Here is an 18,274-nt window from a genome sequence, read left to right as displayed (position 1 = left end):
CCACGATTGGCACCATCACATTTGTAAAACTGGCACTGGAACAGAGGACCAATTCAAACCATCCTGCTGATCAGAAACCACACTTTATCAGACCAACAGGAACCACCATGACCACGCCCCACAAAGACATCTTTGGCAAACCCGTCGGCCACCCGGTTGAAAACTGGACCGGGTGCGCAATGCCGCCGCGCAAAGACATGATCGGCAGCCACGTCATCGTAAGCCCGCTTGATGTTGCCCGCGATGCCACGCAACTGTTTGATGCCAACAGCAAAGTGCCCGATGGGTCGCGCTTCGCATATCTTCCGACTGGACCGTTTGCCGATTTTACCGCCTACAAGGCGTGGCTGGACGGCATGAACGCCAGTAACGACCCGATGCTCCATACCATCATCGACAAGGCCACTGACATGGCCGTCGGCGTTGCCGCCTTCATGCGGATGGATGCCAACAATGGCGTGATCGAAATCGGCAATATCAATTATGCCCCGGCCCTTTCAAAGACCATCGGCGGGACAGAGGCGATGTATCTGATGATGAAGCGTGCCTTTGATGAGCTGGGCTATCGCCGCTATGAATGGAAATGCGACGATCAGAACGCCCCGTCGCGTGCCGCCGCCACACGGTATGGCTTCACCTATGAAGGCACGTTTCGCAACCACATGGTTTATAAGGGGCGCAACCGCGACACTGCATGGTTTTCCGTCATCGTTGAAGAATGGCCTGCCGTCAAGGCCGCGTTCGAGGCGTGGCTGGCACCCGATAACTTTGACGAGGCAGGAAAACAGCGCAAACGTCTTGAAGATTTTCGCCGTTAAATCCCAAAGCATGGTAGCATTCTGATCCTGCACCGATGTCAGGTCAGATCAGCGAGGCACACCATGTTTACACGTGTCCTGATACGCACATTTTCCGTTCTGGCGGTTGCCACCTTCGGGATGGCCGCGGGTGTCCTTCCTGCTGCACGGGCGGATATCCTTCTGCCGACGCCCGACCAAAGCGACGTTATCCGCATTGAACTGAATGGCTATGAACAGCTTGAAAAGCTGTTTGAGGATCTTGGCTATACCGCAGAGCGCTGGAACGCGGGGGAACGCATCGTTCCCCGGCTTTTCCTGCAAACCATCCCGACGAGATGGCGTGACGAACTTGCCGATCAACTGACGGTCACGGCCAAGAAACGTACATTTTTCCGGACACTCGGCCCGTTGACCCTGCTTGCGAACGAGGAAATCGCCCTGCAAAGCAGTGTCCTTAGCGATGCGATCCGCACCAACGATCTTTCGATCATTGCCGAACTGGCCGAACAATACCGTGTTGAAACAGCCCCTGAAGACCCGGCAACCATCGTGGAACTTGAAAAACGCATCGCACCGGTTCCCCCATCGCTTGCCATGGCGCAAATGGCCATCGAAAGCGGCTGGGGCACATCGCGCTTTGCCGCCCTTGGCAACGCATTGTTTGGCCAATGGACCTATGGCGGCGATGGCATCACACCCGAAGAACAGCGAAAGCACCTTGGTGATTACAAGATCGCGGCTTTCAAAACACCGTTCGGTTCGGTTCGGGCCTATATGATGAACCTCAATACCGGGTCAGCTTACACGGAATTTCGCGATTTGCGCGCCAGAATGATCGCCGATCAGGAACCCCTTTCGGGGTCTGTCTTGGCCGAAACACTGACCCGATATTCCGAACGCGGCAGTGTCTATATCGAAGAAATCCAGGCGGTCATTCGACAAAACAAACTCAGCCCCGTCGATGACGCCGCGCTTGAAGAAAGCGCCTATTACCAACTGATCCCGGCCGGTGAATAGCCATCTCGCCCGCAATAAACAAACTGGTGATTTTCATTCCATCGAACTTGCGCTTATAGTCGCTGTTTCAACGAGATAACCGGAAACACCAGATGTTTGATGCCCGCCTGCGCCCGCTGATTGATGTGCCATTGAATGCGATTGCACGTACGCTTTCGGGCACGGGCATTACGCCCAACTTCATCACCGGCGTTGGCTTTTTCCTTGGGCTGCTGGCCGCAGGCTGTCTTGTGCTGAAACTTGATTACGCAGCACTTGCTTTTATCCTTGGATCTCGGTTCATGGACGGGCTTGATGGCGCGGTTGCGCGCCATGCCGCCCCACGGTCGCGCCATCCCAATGCAAAAAGCCAGGAGAGTGATCTGGGCGGTTACTACGATATCGTGTCCGACTTTCTGTTTTATTCGGGCATCATCCTGGCCTTTGCCATCGGGCGGCCGGAACATGCACTTATGGCGGCGTTTCTGATTTTCTGTTTTGTCGGCACCGGGTCGAGTTTTCTGGCCTATGCGATCATTGCCGCCAAACAGGGGCGCACGGATGGCGATGCCCAGGGCAAGAAAAGCTTTTTCTATCTGACCGGCATCACCGAAGGCAGCGAGACCATACTGGTCTTATGTCTTATTTGTATCTTCCCGGCCTCATTTAACATGATCGCCGCCATTTTCGGTGCCTTGTGCCTGATGACGACAATGGGGCGGGTGCTTCAGGCCAGACGCGACTTTGGCTAGGATTGGGATTTGGGTTGGTGCGGCAAATATCGCAATATCAACCGCTTGAAACACATTCGGGGAACTGCCATATCGAATTTGTCGCCTTGTCGCTGACGATCATGACAGGATAAGGCAATAACAAAGGGCCAGCCTATCGGGCCGATCAAGAAAAACTGCAAGGAATAAAATGCGGTCCATCAGGTTTCTGTGCTCTGTCTTTGTCGGATGCTTCTTGCTGGTTGCCTGTGATCAATCAGGCCCGATCAAAATCGGTTTCATTGCCGGCCTGTCCGGTCCCGGATCGGATGCCGGAACGGACGCGCTTGATGCGTTGAAACTGGCCGCCCAACAGGTCAATACCGATGGCGGCATCAATGGCCGCATGGTGGAAATCATTCCGCGTGATGATCTGAAAACCCCGGAAGTGGCACAAATTCACGTGCGCGAGCTCAAGCGCCTTGGCGTTGATGCCATTGTCGGCCCGATCATCAGTTCGATCGGCATGGCGATGCTGCCGGTGATCAATGAATTGGGTGTCGTGACCATTTCGCCGACGGTCTCTGCGGCCGACTTTGCCGGTTTTCGTGACAACCTGTTTCGCATGAACACCACGACGCGCGAAAATGCGCGCGCCTATGCCCGTCGCTATATCGATCAGGGCTATGAACGGGTCGCCCTTGCCCTTGACGGCCAGAACCAGGCCTTTACCGATAGCTGGTACCGCGAGTTCCTTCTGGAACTTGATGCCCTTGACGGGCGGGTCATCTCCAAAATCTGGATCAATACTGACAATATCACCCACGCCGAAGCCGCAACCCAGTTGTTGGCCGACGATCCCGACGCGATCGTTCTGATCACCAACAGCACAGACAGTGCGATGATGGCGCAGGAAATCCGCAAGCTGTCATCAAGCGTTCCGCTGGCTGTCTCAGAATGGGCGGGTTCACAGGCCCTGATCGAGGTCGGTGGCGAGGCGGTCGAGGGCGTGGAACTGGCACAGGCCTATGACCGCTATGACACCAATCCGCGCTTCCAGAAATTTGTCGCGGCGTTCAACGAAATGTTCGGCCGTCAGCCCGGCTATACCGCGGTTCTGGGCTATGACGCGGCAACCGTCCTGTTTGCCGCACTCCGCACCAAGCACCCGGATCAATCGCTTGCCGATGCGCTGACCAATCTGCCGCCGCAACAGGGGCTGCATCAGGAACTGGTGTTTGATGCCTTTGGCGATGGCAACCGCAACATCTATTTTGTGGCCATCCAGGACGGAAAATTCATCCGGGTCGACTAAACACCGCACATCATTGCCAAAACAAAAGCCCTGCACATGCAGGGCTTTTTCGTCTCAGGTTGGTATCGCTATCAACCGATCCTAGTGATCGCTTTCTTCCAGGAAATGATCGCCAAGGCCGGTATCATATTCCATGCCTTCCTTGGTCAGAACGATGCTGGCCGGATAGCCTTCCTTGACCAGCCCCTTGCGGGCAAGGGCAACCCAGACAGCCGGGTTATCGAACCCGCTGGCGTCGCGGGCGGCCACGGTAAACTTGCCTACATGAACATGATCACCATGGGCATGGGGAACGCGCAAAAGCGTTGCTTCGCCGGTGGCCTCGTCAATCTTGCCCGAATTCGGATCCTTGGCAATCACCTGTGCCAGCACAAGGGTGCGCAGCTGCAGATTGTTGAGTTTCAGTGGATTTTTGCGAACGAATGCCATGATCGATGGTACCCCGGTTTAGATGCGTTATTTGCAAGGACATATCTGTTACTTGGCGCGATGATGCAAGTGCTGATTTGGGCACCATCAAAAACGGCCTAACCGCCCGCCAGCATCTTACGCAACTTGCGATCCCGCTTGAGATGCCATTCGCGGCTCATCGCCTGCCCGAATGTGCGGAACCGTTCGACATAAACCAGTTCCCACTGCCGACCACGGGTGGTCCTGGCCCCCTTGCCGCTATTGTGCGTTGCAAGCCTGGCCTCAACGTCGGTCGACCAGCCAACATAGGTCCGGGGCAAAGTAGCCTTACCCTGCCCCGGCCTGAAATCACGTTCGCGCAGCACATAAACAAAGGTGAATGACGCCATCTATGAACTCGCGCTATCGCCGTTGTTGCATCACGTACCTGAATTCGTTTCATGCTGTGGCGAAAACGGCTGACTTTGAGAACCGGCGCGCAGCGTACTTAAAGTACGTGAGCACCGGAAGCGCAAAAGCCAGCCGTTTGCAGACCAGCATGGGACGAATTAGAGGGTGGAGTTGAAGGCACCACCGTCGAGCAGGACATTCTGCCCGACCATGAACTTCGCGTGCTCGCTGCACATGAAGGCGCAGGTCGCCCCGAAATCAAGCGGATCACCAAACCGGCCCGTGGGAAGGCCCGCCTGTGTTTTGGTGCGTGCTTCCTCAAGGGTGATGCCTTCTGCCTTGGACTTGTTGGTCATCAGCGCATTGATACGGTCAGTATCATGCTGTCCCGGCAGAAGGTTGTTCATGATCACGCCATCCTTGGCGACCTGACGCGACGTGCCCGCGACAAAGCCGGTCAGACCGGCACGGGCACCATTCGACAGCCCCAGATGCGGGATCGGCGATTTAACCGAACCCGACGTGATATTCACAATCCGGCCCCACTGACGCGAAATCATGCCCGGCAGAACAGCAGTTGCCAGCAGGATCGGAGTCAGCATGTTGGACTGAACCGCGGCTTCCCATTCCTTCTGGCCCCAGTCGGACCACACACCCGGGGGCGGACCACCAGCGTTGTTGACAAGAATGTCAGGCGCATCAACCGCAGCCAGAACCTTGTTACGGCCTTCTTCGGTGGTGATATCACACGCAACCGTGGTGACATTCACGCCATAGGTATCGCGGATATATTCAGCCGTTTCGTTCAGCGGCCCTTCGGAACGCGCATTGAGCACGAGATCAACACCGGCTTCTGCCAGCTTGATTGCGCAGCCACGGCCAAGCCCCTTGGATGACGCACAAACGATGGCCTTGCGGCCCTTGATTCCAAGATCCAATGGATCCTCCCATATTCAGGAATTCAGACAATGGCTGGAATTTAGCCGTCGATATCGCGCGGGTCAAACGCGCTTCCATGATTTGGTATGATTTTAAAACCGAATGTTCCAGAACCGGCTACCAACGCAAAGTGACAAAGGCTTTTTAGCCAAACACCGCATCATGCGCGCTAACATAAGCGATGGCCGCCTTTGAAACGTCACTGGCTGTCATGCCGGGTTTATAGATGCCCGATCCAAGCCCAAAGCCATCACAACCCGCCTTGGCATAGGTGGCAAAATCATCCGGGCCGACACCGCCGACGGCATAGACCGGCATATCGGCGGGCAGAACCGCGCGCATGGCCTTGATGCCCTCTGCCCCAATGATGCTGGCCGGGAAGATCTTAAGCCCGTCGGCCCCGGCCTTGATCGCGGCAAAGCATTCCGTCGGCGTCAGAACACCCGGCCAGGAACCCATACCAACTTCCTTGGTCTTGGCGATCACGTCGATATCGCAGTTCGGCGAAACGACGAACTCCCCGCTTGCAGCTTTGACATCGGCAACGTTATCAGTCGTCAGGACCGTACCCGCCCCGATCAGGGCCGCGTCACCAACAGCATCCTTCATTGCGGCAATGCTTTTAAGTGGTTCGGGGGAGTTGAGCGGCACCTCGATCATCGTGATTCCGGCATCGACCAGTGCGCGCGCCATATCGGCGGCTTCGTGGGGCTGCACGCCACGCAGAATTGCGATCAGGCGACGGTGTGTCTTGCCGGTCGTTGCATCGGTAATCTGTTCTGCAACATAGGGTGCCATGGGTCAGTTTTCCTTCGATGCTGAAATAAGCGTGCCATAGGCCTGACTCAGGCCCGCAAGTGTAATCGCCGCCCCGTCTTGGAGGGCAGCCTTGTGATGATGAACGGCCAAGGCCGCCTGATATAGCGAGGCCAGCTTGCCCGCCCCGATCAGGGCAATGTTTTCGCCTGGCTCCAAAAGCCCCAGGACATCGGCAATTTCGGTACCGATAACAGTGCCCGACAGCACCGAAGCCCCCGGCGGCACCGATGTTCCGGCGGGGGCAACAAGCGCCCCGGCGCGCACGCCAAACAGGCTGTGCAGAAAAGCGGTCGGCTGCGTTCGCGCGGCGCGGACTGCATCGGCAAAGGCCGCATCGTCCCACGTGTCATCCACAGAATGTTTCAGGATCGAGTTGTTTGACAGCAGCGCAAACACCTCGCCGCTCATATAGGTGCGAAAGGCTGTAATCTCGCCCCCCGCAATCCGCGCCCATTTCGAATGGGTGCCGGGCAAACAGACCCAACCGGAAAAGTCGGGATGTCCTGCCATAAAACCAACAAGCTGGGTTTCCTCGCCGCGCATGACGTCAGAGTCACCGCGCTGACAAAGGCCGGGCAGGATAAAGACGGAAATGCGAGGATCATTCACATTTGGCTTCACCGCCCCCTGTGCCAGATCCGAAGGCCGTGCTGGGACATCGCAATAAGGCGCTTCAAGCCAGCCTTGCTTTGCCCCGGCCATGCCACAGATCATCACAGGCAGGCCCATCACCCCCTCGGGCAGCCAGCCGTCAATCAGCCCGAGCAAAACAGCTTCAAATGAGAGCTTCGGGTCACCGGCAATCGCATTCATGCCAAGCGGGCTTTCCGCGCTGCCAAGGATGTTAGCCTTATCATCCATCGCCCAGACCCGCAGATTGGAGGTCCCCCAATCAACCGCAATCCATGACAGAGACGTTCCGTAATCCTGATTTAACGCGGTCACCCTGCCCTCGAATTTCGTTGTTGATTTTATTCCTCATACTATTGCAAAGCCCTGTGGTCAATGCACCCTGATGCGGAACAGTACCAAGTCGGGATCACGCCGGACGCTCTGCAACGGGGTTGCCATCAGCATCTCCGGCCTGATCAAGCAGTTCCTGATGCGAACGCCAGTTTTGCGCTTCAATAAACACCTTGGAGACTTCCGGGATCGCCGCACGGATATCGCTTTCAAGGCGACTGACGGCGGCTTCAACCTGCTTTGAGGTTACCTTGTCCTGAAAATCGACACTGACACAGACCATCAGGCTTTGCGGCCCGTGATGCAGGGTCACGATCTCGTTGACCTTAAGGATGCCGGGAATGGCCGCGACCATCTCGGCAATCATTTTACGGCTTTGGCTATTGGCACTCTCACCGATCAAAAGCCCCTTGCATTCAACCGCCAACAAAAACGCCGTCACCGCCAGAATAAGCCCGATCATCACCGATGCCAGCCCATCAAGTACCGGCATTTCAAGCAAATACGCCGCAGCAATCCCGACACAGGCGACAACAAGCCCCAAAAGCGCTGCTGAATCCTCAAACAGGATGACAAACACCGTCGGATCCTTGCTGCCGCGTACCGCCTTGATCAACGGGATGCCGGGGTTCTGTGCCCGAAAGGCCAGATACGCCGTGCGAAACGCCATGCCCTCAAGCACAATCGCAATCGCCAGGATCGAAAACACAACGTGATAGGTCCGAACCGCAAACCCGCCAAGCGTTGCCACCACATGCACATCAAGCGCATGCGGATGAATGACCTTGTCCACCCCTTCCCAGATGGAAACGCCAGCACCCAGCCCGAAAATCATCACCGCCACCAGAAACGACCAGAAATAGGTTTCCTTGCCATATCCCAGCGGGTGGTGTTCATCGGGCTCGCGGGTTGAAAGCTTTAACCCCAAAAGCAAAAGCCCCTGATTGCCGGTATCGACCAGTGAATGAATACCTTCCGACATCATCGCGGCTGAGCCGGTAATCGCCGCCCCGCCAAACTTGGCGACAGCAATCAACAGATTGGCTGCTGCAGCCATGTAAATGGCGCCTTTTGAAGAATGAGACATGTCGGGATTTCCGCTTTTTGTGGGGCTGCAACAGGACAGTATGGAAGCGTGCAATAGACGGGATCAGGAAAACCCCGCCTTAATGCTGTGAACGCGAACACAGTCTACCCGACTGATTGCAAATGTCACGGTCCGGCTTATCGGCACGACAAACCATCCGCTTTCCACATACGAACCTTTATCATTGACAAAAACTATCAAAACAAAACGAAATAACTATTTCCCCTATCACACTTGCAGTTGGTAGCCTTCAAACAGCGATGGGGAACCCGTTGCATCGGATTGAATGATCTGTGTCGCATTGCGATCTTTGAGTTGATCATTACCTACAACATGAAACCTTAACGCATAAACTCTGGTTTCATCTCGTTGGTTTTGGTTAAATCAATTCAGGGAGACACCACCAAAAGACGCGACCAACGCGATACAGGTCCAGGAGCTGTTTAAAACATCTCAGCCACGACGGAGAGAGAAAAAATGGACGGAAAACATACCGCAGGGAAATGTCCGGTAATGCATGGCGGCATGACCGAGACCGGCAAATCGGTAAGCGACTGGTGGCCGAAAACGCTTAACCTCGACATCCTTCATCAGCATGACACCAAGGTGAACCCCTATGGGGAAGACTTCAACTATGCTGAAGAATTCAAAAAGCTCGACCTTGAAGCGGTCAAGACCGACATCAAAAATCTCATGACCGACAGCCAGGACTGGTGGCCGGCCGATTGGGGCCATTATGGCGGGCTGATGATCCGTATGGCATGGCACTCTGCCGGGTCGTACCGTCTGGCCGATGGCCGTGGTGGCGGCGGCAAGGGCAACCTGCGTTTTGCGCCGCTGAACTCCTGGCCTGATAACACCAACCTTGACAAGGCCCGCCGTCTTCTCTGGCCGATCAAAAAGAAATACGGCAACAAGCTTTCCTGGGCTGATCTGATCATTCTGGCCGGCACCATGGCTTATGAGTCGATGGGTCTTAAGGTCTTTGGCTTTGCCGGTGGCCGCGAAGATATCTGGCACCCGGAAAAGGACACCTATTGGGGTGCCGAACGCGAATGGCTGGCCCCATCTGACAATCGTTATGACGATGTCTCCAAGCCCGACACCATGGAAAACCCGCTGGCGGCTGTTCAGATGGGCCTGATCTATGTGAACCCGGAAGGGGTGAATGGTCAGCCCGACCCGCTCAAGACCGCCGCTCAGGTGCGTGAAACCTTTGCCCGCATGGCAATGGACGACGAAGAAACCGCTGCCCTTACGGTTGGGGGTCACACGGTTGGTAAAACGCACGGCAACGGCGATGCATCCCTGCTTGAAGCCGAACCCGAAGCCGCCGATGTCCATGAACAGGGCTTTGGCTGGATGAACCACACCAAGCGTGGCATTGGCCGCGATACTGTAACGTCCGGCATCGAAGGTGCCTGGACTACCCACCCGACCAAGTGGGATAACGGCTATTGCAAACTTTTGCTGGGCTATGAGTGGGAGCTCAAGAAAAGCCCGGCCGGTGCCAACCAGTGGGAACCGATCGGCATTAAAGAAGAAGACATGCCGGTTGACGTCGAAGATCCGTCAATCCGTCGCATGCCGATCATGACCGATGCCGACATGGCCATGAAGATGGACCCGACCTATCGCGCCATCATCGAGAAATTCAATAACGACTTTGAATATTTCTCCGATTGCTTTGCCCGCGCATGGTTCAAACTGACCCACCGTGATATGGGCCCGAAGGCCTGCTATCTCGGCCCGGATGTCCCGAAAGAAGACCTGATCTGGCAGGACCCGATCCCGTCGGTTGATTACACCCTCTCGGATTCCGAAATCGCCGATCTCAAATCCAAGCTGCTCGGCCTTGGCGTTTCCGCGACCGATCTGATCAACACCGCCTGGGATAGTGCGCGCACCTTCCGCGGTTCCGACCGCCGGGGTGGTGCCAATGGCGCGCGCATCCGTCTTGCTCCGCAGAAGGACTGGGAAGGCAACGAACCCGCACGCCTTGCCAAGGTCCTGAAGGCGCTTGAAGACTTCCAGGCAGGCCTTGCCAAGAAAGTCTCGATGGCTGATCTCATCATTCTGGCCGGTACGGCTGCGGTTGAAAAGGCCGCCCGTGATGCCGGTGTGAACATCACCGTCCCGTTCGCACCGGGCCGTGGTGACGCGACCGATGAAATGACCGATGCCGACAGCTTCGATGTGCTTGAGCCGCTTGCCGACGGTTTCCGCAACTGGTCGAAAAAGGACTATGTCGTCTCGCCAGAGGAAATGCTGCTCGACCGTGCACAGCTCATGGGCCTGACCGCGCATGAAATGACCTGCCTGATCGGTGGTATGCGGGCCCTTGGCACCAACCATGGCGGCACCAAACACGGTGTCTTCACGGATCGTGTTGGTGTTCTGACGAACGACTTCTTCGTCAATCTGACCGACATGGGCTACAGCTGGAAACCTGCGGGCGACAACCTCTATAACATCGTTGATCGCAAGTCCGGCGACACCAAATTCACCGCCACCCGTGTGGATCTGGTGTTTGGCTCCAACTCGATCCTGCGCGCCTATGCCGAAGTCTACGCCCAGGACGACAACCACGAGAAGTTCGTCAAGGACTTCGTCGCGGCTTGGGTGAAGGTCATGAACGCGGATCGCTTTGATCTGGCGTGAGGGCGGATAGCCTGATGTGATTTGGAGCTTTAGGGCTTCGGAATAAGAACACCCCCAGTCGTGCGGCCGGGGGTGTTTTTCTTTTTTAATCTCGACCGGCCAGAAGCCAGTCACGACAGTTTTCAACTGTGTAGGCAAATTGGTTTCTTGAAAGCTCGCATTCCCAAACAACCAACACCCGCCAACCTAAATACTTGAGTTCCTCAATCCGCTCTCGGTCACGAACGACATTGCCTCGGAGCTTGTTTTTCCAGAAATCTGGACGCGTAGACGGCATAGTCGCATTCTTACACCCCTGATGCTGATGCCAAAAACAGCCATGGACGAAAACAACTGATCTGTACTTTGGAAAAACCATGTCCGGCTTGCCAGGCAACCGTTTGTCATGGAGAACATACCGAAAGCCGATTTGATGCAGAGCACGCCGTAAAACCATTTCAGGCTTGGTGTTTTTGCCCTTAATGTTCGACATCATTCTCGAACGCGTCTTTGAGTCTACGATATCCATCTCGAGTGTGCTACCAATCCCGAATAACGATAAAACATAATCACAACATCGCAAATACAGTGCAAATGAATCAGAAAATCGGCGTAGTGGACCTGTTCTCCGGCCCAGGAGGACTAGGAGAAGGTTTTTCCACCTTCAGCACACCAGATGGCAACAAGCCTTTCAAGATAGAGCTCTCGGTCGAGAAAGAGCCATCTGCACATGCCACACTGACTTTGCGAAGTTTTCTTCGCAAGTTCGAAAACGGTTTTCCCGACGAGTACTATGATTTTCTAAATGGCGATACCGAAGAGCCTGACTGGGAAAAACTCTATCCCGATCATTGGGCGGAAGCCCAGCACGAAGCCATTCTCATGGAATTGGGGCATCCGGAAACTGCTGCGGTTGTCAACAAACGCCTGGAAGAAATAAAAGCACAGTACGGGGGTAATACAGTTCTTATAGGCGGCCCACCCTGCCAAGCCTACTCGCTTGTAGGACGCTCCAGAAATGCGGGAAAAGCCGACTACCATCCCCATGAAGACGAACGCCACTTCTTGTATCAGGAGTACGTGAATGTCCTTTCAAACCTCCAGCCTGCACTATTCGTGATGGAGAACGTAAAGGGTATGCTCTCTTCTGCAGTTAAGGGCGACCGGATTTTTCAACAGGTCATGCTAGATTTGCAGTCGGCAGGCGGGGATGACAGTTACAGACTTCTTTCACTTTCAGATTCCAACAACCAACAAACCGATTGGGTAATGCCCTCTCCCTCAGAATTCATTGTCAGAGCGGAAGATTACGGTGTTCCCCAAGCACGCCATAGGGTGATTATTGTTGGGGTCCGCAAGGACATTCTGTTGTCATCAAACTCGTTAGCGGAAACAGCTTTGACCAAAGTCGATGTGCAGGCAACTGTATGTCATGTTCTGGGAAGCTTACCCAAACTGCGCAGCGGCCTAAGCCGGAAAGACACTCCCGAAAGCTGGTACACTTCCGTCGCTAAAGCGATTGTTTTGCTTGATAGCTGCGCAAACCTACCTGAGACACTCGATCAGCATCAATTCCGGCAGGCTTTAGCTGAACTGAAAAGGCAGTACGCCGAGTTCCCTGACTTGGACAGAACAAACACATCTGGCACCAAGTTACATGAAGAGTGCATTCAAGACCTTCGGCTCTGGCTTGAAGACCCCAAACTGAAAAGACTACCTAATCATGAAACACGTGGTCATATGGCATCGGACCTTGGTCGCTACATGTATGCAGCAATATTTGGGAATCTTGTCGGCAGGTCCCCCAAAGCAATCGAGTTCCCGCAGGAGCTTGCCCCAAACCATAAGAACTGGGATACAGGCAAGTTTGCGGACAGATTCCGCGTACAGATTGCTGACAGACCAGCAACTACAGTAACAAGCCATATTTCAAAGGACGGCCATTACTTTATTCACCCTGATGCATTGCAATGCCGTAGCCTTACAGTGCGAGAAGCGGCACGCCTACAGACATTTCCAGACAACTATTTCTTTAAGGGCAACCGGACAGAGCAATATGTTCAGGTTGGGAATGCGGTACCACCCTACTTGGCAAGACTGATAGCTATGAAACTCTACTCATATTTTGTCTCGAAACACTAATATCTAAATACTTTCAAGTTTTCCACCTCTCAAACTCTCCGGGTAAAATACCAATCAAAGCCTCTTCTGACATTTGTTCTGCATCATATGTGAGAGCGAGTTGACGTAACACCAAACCAAAGCGCTGCGCGCACCCCCTGCCCCTTCCCGCGACACCAGTCTTGGGGCGAAAAGAAACCTGATCAAAATATAGTTTGTTTGCCGCCCTAATTATAGAACTACTCCCAAATATTTGCTGCCTAGCAAGTAGCTGCTCAAATATTTCACCTTGCGTACTTAGCGGGAACTTTCTTTTTTTAGGTGAAATCAACAAAAACTGAGAAGATGCTCCGTGATCCTTGACTAATTGCCAAGGAGACCGGATCAGATGGCGGTAATAATGCCTAAAATCTTCACTCAGAATGTATTTATACTCTTTTTTAGTATCTCTGTCTCCATTTTGCATTTTTGGACATATGCGCTCAAACCAGAACAGCGCCAACGCATTCCACAAACCTGAGTCACCGCTTATTTCCGCAGGGTTAAACTCGGAAAGTAAAGAGTTTAGATACACTCCAAACTGATATCTATCTTCAAACACCCCTGATCCTAGTGCAACTTTCTGCTTCAAGGGCGATGAAGTTTCTTTATCTTCAAGTAAATAATACGGAGGCTCTCCTACAGCACCCGACAATATGTACTGACGGAATTCATACGTACCCTTGTCGTTCAGCTTCCTTAGAACTTTCTGCATCAACCCTCCTCCGATTTTCTTACGTTCTGAACGAAAGCGTAACTCTCACAAAACTTCATTAGAACATCATCTATCCAATCATTTTTCTCATCCTCTCCGACTAGCTCCCGCGGATCATCATCAACATTCAACTCAGAACGACAGTATTCCAACCAATCATCCTTCCAGCTTTGCTCACCATCTTCTTCTCCATCATCCGAAGTCTCAACAAGCTCCAAAAGCACGAACCGTAATGCCGCTGGCAACAAAATCGCCTGCATCATAGGGCTAGCCGAAAGTTTATGTGTGAAACCTGATATTCTCTTGTTGACAATCAGTGCCGGACGACTTCCCTGTTCAATTTCCACCTTCCAAACATCATGACGTAGATCTCGGTAAAAAATCGGGAAGAAACTTCTTCTCCCGTCGACATCTCCCTCATCTTTAGCCTTCAAACGCGATGCAGCTCCCAATATCCTCCCAGGTTCAACATCGGGGTCTACGACTTTCAATCTGAACTGAATACTCATACTATGGTCGAGATCTGTAAGATGAATCTTGTCGGGGATCACGAGATGGCCAACTGTCCCACAGTCGAAACGCATTGTGGTTGATCTATGATAGGCCTCGAATACCACGTTGGCATCGCTTGGAAACTCACCGCTTTTAAGTGAAATTGATATTTTTACCGCAACGGGATCGCCAGGTTGCACATCCAAGAACTCGATGCTTATACTTTCTTGTCCGATACGCTTTCGACCGGTCGAGTTAATACGTCTTTTTGCACTGCTCATCAGACGGCCCTCGCATCCACAACCAAGTCTCTACGGGTATCAAACCCTTTTGCTTCAAGCCGGAATTCAGGATCGTCAACTTCATAAACAAACACGTTCGGTTTTATTATATCGATGCTGCCTGTTTCATATTCCAACTCAATTTGCTGTTTGTTATTCAGATCAAAATCATATGGACTATGCTGCCTAAAGGGATCAGCTCCAATTATATCGTATGCAAGCCTTACACGAATATTTCTGGGATAATCCCATGTAAGTGCACCAGGTCCTGACACAATGGTAAAACCTCCTTTTGCCGCAACAATCCGAATTGCTACTTCACGCGCTGGAACATCTATCTTAGGTTTTTTTACTTTCTTTTTTTTATCCTTTTTCGCATTGCCTTTATCCACCAACGAGAAAAAATCTATTAGTGCATCACTATCTTCCATCTCCTCTTGCTCTGCGATCAACGAGTACAAGTCGCGCAAGGAATGTCGAACAGCTGTCAGAGTCGTTCGAGGTTTACTCCACCGTGCGTTGAGCTTCTCGGCATTTGAATTCCAAGCTGTGTGGGCAGGATTTTCTGCATCACCTAAAAACTCTGCCAAGACGTCGTCGTGCGCGACCATAGCCCCTCTGGCAATAGCTCCAACGAATGACTTCTCTCCTGGCAGTGTAATTGGCCCTCTCGCGCACAAAGAGTATGGACTCTCCTCGTCTGTCACCCCCATTAAAAACAAGTCCAGATGTCCTATTTGCACATCACCATTTATTTTGCTTACTGAAACCGGAACGCATGCATGGACGAGTTTTCCGGCCGAAAATTTCGATTTCATTTCCGATATTTGGTCATTTGAGAACTGTTCTTCGCTAAGTCTGCTTTGCCTCAAACTTACCGACGAAGAAAACTCCGCCTCTGCAGCCAACTTGTCGCTGACATCTTTGATGAATTGGAATGGGACCTTTTTGCTATCTGCCTGAACTTCGGAAACTAAGTCTAGGAATGTCGCTGCATCTATAATTTTCGCTCCAACCTCAACCTCCAGTCGGCCAGCCAGAATAGGAAAGTAGTAGTTGGACAGCACTGCCCGTATCAAGGCATCCTCAGTAATTCCGTCAATTAGGTATGGGATAACAATGCTCAGCCCCGGTTGTTTTTTACGCTCAACACCGAAAAGCGTTCTAAACTTCTCACTTTCAACTGGATCTTGAACGGGCAACTGCAGTTTAAGTGAGTTATCCGACCGGCTAGAGAACCAGAACCCATGAGCAGGATGATAAGTCTCGCCCAAATTATGATTAGCGAGAACTGATTGGCCCATTATTGAGAGTTCTTCTTCACCCTCGCGTACCGTTAGTCCAAAAAAGGAGCGAACTCTAGAAGAAGAGGAATAGACCAGTTTCCCCAACCCCCAGCGGCCACCTTTGCCACCTTTTTTTTCGGATTCTCCCACCGCCCGCCAAAAACTGTCGAAGTTGTCTTTATCTAAGCTCTCAAAACTTCCGGTCAGTCCTCTAGTATTGTAGTCCTCAATAACTAATACGCGGACGTCATCCATTGACCCACGTGGTAATTTCAGTCCACATGCCAAAAGGTGTGGCTCAAGACTCTCAAATTTGCTCAAAAGTTCGTTTTTCTCGACACTGTCTAGATTCTTGAGCTGGAAACAAACTTTTACAGGAGTCTCCCCAACTCCCGCGTCGGACGAGTTCTGGATAACCTCTCGCACTAGAGCTTCAGTTAAACCAACATCATCGTTATTGAACTGATCTCTTTGCGTTACACCTACACGCACACTTGAAGGATCAGCTTCGTTAAATTCCCAATTCCCCGCCATTTTTCCTCTCAAATTTTTTAACTTTTACTATCAGCCACAACATCCCTATGACCCCGGCACCGAAGCAAAGTCCGCGGCCCCATCTGATACAACCCAAACAGCCATTTCTCACAGAGCGTACCTTCACCAGTTGTACAATCTCAAGAAAATACTAATAGATGCCATCGAACTTACCGGTGTTTAATCGTAGCTAGATCGACGAATCACGTATTCAAGCGCGGCCAAAATCAATACTGCCCAACAGCCGCCCGCAGATTATTTGAATTGGCGGTAAGAATGATAAGCTTGTATCGTGGAATAGGTCCCTATCACGTTTAATGGTAGAAGCATTTGGGATATCTACGCGCTCACTGGCACGGAAAGCATGCGCTGTTATTCGCGCTCTGCGTCAACCTGATCCTGATCCGTGCCCTGATCCTGTTTGCTGATCGCTATACACTCCCGCCCTATATCGCTGATCGCATCCCGGCGCTGATCGCGACGGTTGCGTTTATTCTTCTTTTTCATGGCGTTGTTTTTGTCTGGCAGGTGGTCGGTGTGCTGCGCGCCACCCAACATCAATCGAGCATTCTTGCCAATATCTGGACCGTTGTGACCTATGGGGTGGTCGGGCTTTCTCTGGTCTTTACCGCACTCAGTATCGCGGCGTCTTTCCGTGCCCTTGCCCCGGAGAAGTTTATTCCGGTCAACCTGACCGAGCTGGAAGATGCCCGCGCCAGCCAGTATGCGCTGACGCTTAGCCCCGATAACACCCGCATTCACATCACCGGCACTTTTGCACTGGGTATGGCGCAGCGGTTGGCCGCTTTGCTCGATGAAAATCCGGGTGTGACCGGCATCGTGCTGCACAGTGATGGCGGGCATGTCTATGAAGGGCGCGGTGTGGGCTTCCTGATCCGGGATCGAGGCTTGGACACCTATGTGTTTGACGCCTGCAGTTCTGCCTGCACAACCGCCTTTATTGGCGGCGCCAAACGTTACCTTGGCCCGAACGGGCGGCTTGGTTTCCATCAATACCGGGTTGAGCTGAACTACCCCGTCCCGCTTTATGACATCAAGGGCCAGCAGGAAAAGGAAATCACCTTCTATCGCAGCCAGGGCATTGCCGAAAGCTTCCTCAAGCAAGTCTTCCTCACCCCGCATACCGGGATTTGGTTCCCGGAGGTGGAAGAGCTTATAGCATCCGGTGTTGTCGATGAGGTGGTTGCGGGGGATTAGGTTTGGCGCATGTGGCTGAACCTCTGCAGTCTGCGCGCGGCTTCGCCGTGCTCGACCTTCAGACTAAAAACGTGCCACTGGCACGTTTTCTTGACGTCTTCAGCCTTCAAGTTATGAGCACAGGCTCAGAACGCAGGAAGATCAGAGGTTCAAATCCTTTTCCCAAGACTAAAACGACAAAACCCCGCCGGATGGCGGGGTTTGTTGTTTTGGTTGCGGGGAGAGGATTTGAACCTCTGACCTTCAGGTTATGAGCCTGACGAGCTACCGGACTGCTCCACCCCGCGTCAGTGGGTGCATTCTGTTTTGGCGCTTGGCGTTTAAACAGATAACGCCGCGTCTGGAGTGATGCGGCGTTTGATGTTTGGTGTGTGTTTATAGGGAATATGTTGCTGTATTTGGAAGGCCCGGCGGTGACCTACTCTCCCGTGCCTTAAGACAAAGTACCATCGGCGCAGGCTGGTTTCACTTCTGAGTTCGGGAAGGGATCAGGTGGTTCCCGGCCGCTATGGCCACCG

The 18,274-nt window shown here is 53.0% G+C and carries 17 protein-coding genes, 1 tRNA gene and 1 rRNA gene; 7 read left to right on the top strand and 12 right to left on the bottom strand.

Annotation, left to right across the window (positions count from 1 at the left end; translation table 11 throughout):
• The first annotated feature begins 107 nt into the window (after positions 1-107).
• From FHI25_RS15435 to FHI25_RS15420, 4 genes are all read left to right on the top strand, one after another.
• On the top strand, positions 108-818 hold the full coding sequence (locus FHI25_RS15435) for a GNAT family protein (protein WP_210519272.1): 711 nt from the start codon (positions 108-110) through the stop codon (positions 816-818).
• A 63-nt stretch (positions 819-881) separates the two neighbouring features.
• Positions 882-1,817, top strand: a complete 936-nt coding sequence (locus FHI25_RS15430) for a glucosaminidase domain-containing protein (protein ID WP_210519270.1) — start codon at positions 882-884, stop codon at positions 1,815-1,817.
• A gap of 92 nt (positions 1,818-1,909) precedes the next feature.
• A complete protein-coding gene (locus FHI25_RS15425) occupies positions 1,910-2,548 on the top strand; it encodes a CDP-alcohol phosphatidyltransferase family protein (protein WP_210519267.1) in 639 nt (212 codons plus the stop codon).
• A gap of 169 nt (positions 2,549-2,717) precedes the next feature.
• Positions 2,718-3,821, top strand: coding sequence for an ABC transporter substrate-binding protein (locus FHI25_RS15420; protein ID WP_210519264.1), 1,104 nt, complete (start codon positions 2,718-2,720; stop codon positions 3,819-3,821).
• An 81-nt stretch (positions 3,822-3,902) separates the two neighbouring features.
• Here FHI25_RS15420 and FHI25_RS15415 read toward each other — a convergent pair whose 3' ends face one another.
• The 6 genes from FHI25_RS15415 to FHI25_RS15390 form a co-directional block, all read right to left on the bottom strand.
• Positions 3,903-4,250, bottom strand: a complete 348-nt coding sequence (locus FHI25_RS15415; RefSeq protein ID WP_008890446.1) for a hypothetical protein — start codon at positions 4,248-4,250, stop codon at positions 3,903-3,905.
• A gap of 98 nt (positions 4,251-4,348) precedes the next feature.
• Complete coding sequence (locus tag FHI25_RS15410; protein ID WP_210519261.1) at positions 4,349-4,621, bottom strand: GIY-YIG nuclease family protein; 273 nt, start codon at positions 4,619-4,621, stop codon at positions 4,349-4,351.
• A 159-nt stretch (positions 4,622-4,780) separates the two neighbouring features.
• Positions 4,781-5,560 carry an SDR family oxidoreductase gene (locus FHI25_RS15405; protein WP_210519258.1) on the bottom strand — a complete coding sequence of 260 codons (780 nt, stop codon included), beginning with the start codon at positions 5,558-5,560 and terminating at the stop codon, positions 4,781-4,783.
• A gap of 145 nt (positions 5,561-5,705) precedes the next feature.
• Positions 5,706-6,359, bottom strand: a complete 654-nt coding sequence (locus tag FHI25_RS15400; RefSeq protein ID WP_210519255.1) for a 2-dehydro-3-deoxy-6-phosphogalactonate aldolase — start codon at positions 6,357-6,359, stop codon at positions 5,706-5,708.
• Positions 6,360-6,362: 3 nt separating this feature from the next.
• A complete protein-coding gene (locus FHI25_RS15395; protein WP_349238025.1) occupies positions 6,363-7,325 on the bottom strand; it encodes a 2-dehydro-3-deoxygalactonokinase in 963 nt (320 codons plus the stop codon).
• Positions 7,326-7,419: 94 nt separating this feature from the next.
• The gene (locus FHI25_RS15390; RefSeq protein WP_210519253.1) at positions 7,420-8,430 is read right to left on the bottom strand and encodes a cation diffusion facilitator family transporter; all 1,011 of its coding nucleotides are present in this window, start codon (positions 8,428-8,430) and stop codon (positions 7,420-7,422) included.
• Positions 8,431-8,907: 477 nt separating this feature from the next.
• Here FHI25_RS15390 and katG point away from each other — a divergent pair, with 477 nt between their 5' ends.
• Positions 8,908-11,091 carry a catalase/peroxidase HPI gene (gene katG / locus FHI25_RS15385; protein WP_210519251.1) on the top strand — a complete coding sequence of 728 codons (2,184 nt, stop codon included), beginning with the start codon at positions 8,908-8,910 and terminating at the stop codon, positions 11,089-11,091.
• A gap of 85 nt (positions 11,092-11,176) precedes the next feature.
• On the opposite strand, the gene FHI25_RS15380 is transcribed toward katG, so the two are convergent.
• Entirely contained in the window at positions 11,177-11,599 is a 423-nt protein-coding gene (locus tag FHI25_RS15380) for a very short patch repair endonuclease (RefSeq protein ID WP_210519239.1), read from the bottom strand.
• Positions 11,600-11,664: 65 nt separating this feature from the next.
• On the opposite strand from FHI25_RS15380, the gene FHI25_RS15375 reads away from it, so the two are divergent.
• Positions 11,665-13,212, top strand: a complete 1,548-nt coding sequence (locus tag FHI25_RS15375; protein WP_210519237.1) for a DNA cytosine methyltransferase — start codon at positions 11,665-11,667, stop codon at positions 13,210-13,212.
• A 13-nt stretch (positions 13,213-13,225) separates the two neighbouring features.
• Here FHI25_RS15375 and FHI25_RS15370 read toward each other — a convergent pair whose 3' ends face one another.
• The 3 genes from FHI25_RS15370 to FHI25_RS15360 are packed head-to-tail and all read right to left on the bottom strand — an operon-like array spanning position 13,226 to position 16,538.
• On the bottom strand, positions 13,226-13,945 hold the full coding sequence (locus FHI25_RS15370) for a hypothetical protein (RefSeq protein ID WP_210519235.1): 720 nt from the start codon (positions 13,943-13,945) through the stop codon (positions 13,226-13,228).
• Complete coding sequence (locus tag FHI25_RS15365) at positions 13,945-14,718, bottom strand: hypothetical protein (protein WP_210519233.1); 774 nt, start codon at positions 14,716-14,718, stop codon at positions 13,945-13,947. Before FHI25_RS15365 ends, FHI25_RS15370 begins: the two co-directional genes overlap by 1 nt.
• Complete coding sequence (locus tag FHI25_RS15360) at positions 14,718-16,538, bottom strand: hypothetical protein (RefSeq protein WP_210519231.1); 1,821 nt, start codon at positions 16,536-16,538, stop codon at positions 14,718-14,720. The genes FHI25_RS15365 and FHI25_RS15360 overlap by 1 nt, the downstream gene beginning before the upstream one ends.
• Before the next feature lie 330 nt (positions 16,539-16,868).
• On the opposite strand from FHI25_RS15360, the gene FHI25_RS15355 reads away from it, so the two are divergent.
• Positions 16,869-17,756: a hypothetical protein gene (locus FHI25_RS15355; protein ID WP_210519229.1), complete on the top strand. Its 888-nt coding sequence runs from the start codon at positions 16,869-16,871 to the stop codon at positions 17,754-17,756.
• 210 nt (positions 17,757-17,966) lie between these two features.
• On the opposite strand, the gene FHI25_RS15350 is transcribed toward FHI25_RS15355, so the two are convergent.
• Positions 17,967-18,043: transfer RNA gene (locus FHI25_RS15350), tRNA-Met, on the bottom strand.
• A 118-nt stretch (positions 18,044-18,161) separates the two neighbouring features.
• A 5S ribosomal RNA gene (gene rrf / locus FHI25_RS15345) occupies positions 18,162-18,274 on the bottom strand; the annotation flags it as partial.

This window comes from Thalassospira sp. ER-Se-21-Dark (assembly GCF_017922435.1).
Lineage (GTDB): Bacteria > Pseudomonadota > Alphaproteobacteria > Rhodospirillales > Thalassospiraceae > Thalassospira.
Note: the sequence above shows the minus strand (reverse complement) of the source record. Positions and strands in the feature narration are given on the sequence as shown.

Coding starts and splice junctions, on each gene's coding strand:
- katG (WP_210519251.1), top strand. CDS start 8,908: ATGGACGGAAAACATACCGCAGGGAAATGTCCGGTAATGCATGGCGGC.
- FHI25_RS15375 (WP_210519237.1), top strand. CDS start 11,665: ATGAATCAGAAAATCGGCGTAGTGGACCTGTTCTCCGGCCCAGGAGGA.
- FHI25_RS15415 (WP_008890446.1), bottom strand. CDS start 4,250: ATGGCATTCGTTCGCAAAAATCCACTGAAACTCAACAATCTGCAGCTG.
- FHI25_RS15360 (WP_210519231.1), bottom strand. CDS start 16,538: ATGGCGGGGAATTGGGAATTTAACGAAGCTGATCCTTCAAGTGTGCGT.
- FHI25_RS15410 (WP_210519261.1), bottom strand. CDS start 4,621: ATGGCGTCATTCACCTTTGTTTATGTGCTGCGCGAACGTGATTTCAGG.
- FHI25_RS15365 (WP_210519233.1), bottom strand. CDS start 14,718: ATGAGCAGTGCAAAAAGACGTATTAACTCGACCGGTCGAAAGCGTATC.
- FHI25_RS15430 (WP_210519270.1), top strand. CDS start 882: ATGTTTACACGTGTCCTGATACGCACATTTTCCGTTCTGGCGGTTGCC.
- FHI25_RS15390 (WP_210519253.1), bottom strand. CDS start 8,430: ATGTCTCATTCTTCAAAAGGCGCCATTTACATGGCTGCAGCAGCCAAT.
- FHI25_RS15420 (WP_210519264.1), top strand. CDS start 2,718: ATGCGGTCCATCAGGTTTCTGTGCTCTGTCTTTGTCGGATGCTTCTTG.
- FHI25_RS15380 (WP_210519239.1), bottom strand. CDS start 11,599: ATGGATATCGTAGACTCAAAGACGCGTTCGAGAATGATGTCGAACATT.
- FHI25_RS15435 (WP_210519272.1), top strand. CDS start 108: ATGACCACGCCCCACAAAGACATCTTTGGCAAACCCGTCGGCCACCCG.
- FHI25_RS15370 (WP_210519235.1), bottom strand. CDS start 13,945: ATGCAGAAAGTTCTAAGGAAGCTGAACGACAAGGGTACGTATGAATTC.
- FHI25_RS15400 (WP_210519255.1), bottom strand. CDS start 6,359: ATGGCACCCTATGTTGCAGAACAGATTACCGATGCAACGACCGGCAAG.
- FHI25_RS15425 (WP_210519267.1), top strand. CDS start 1,910: ATGTTTGATGCCCGCCTGCGCCCGCTGATTGATGTGCCATTGAATGCG.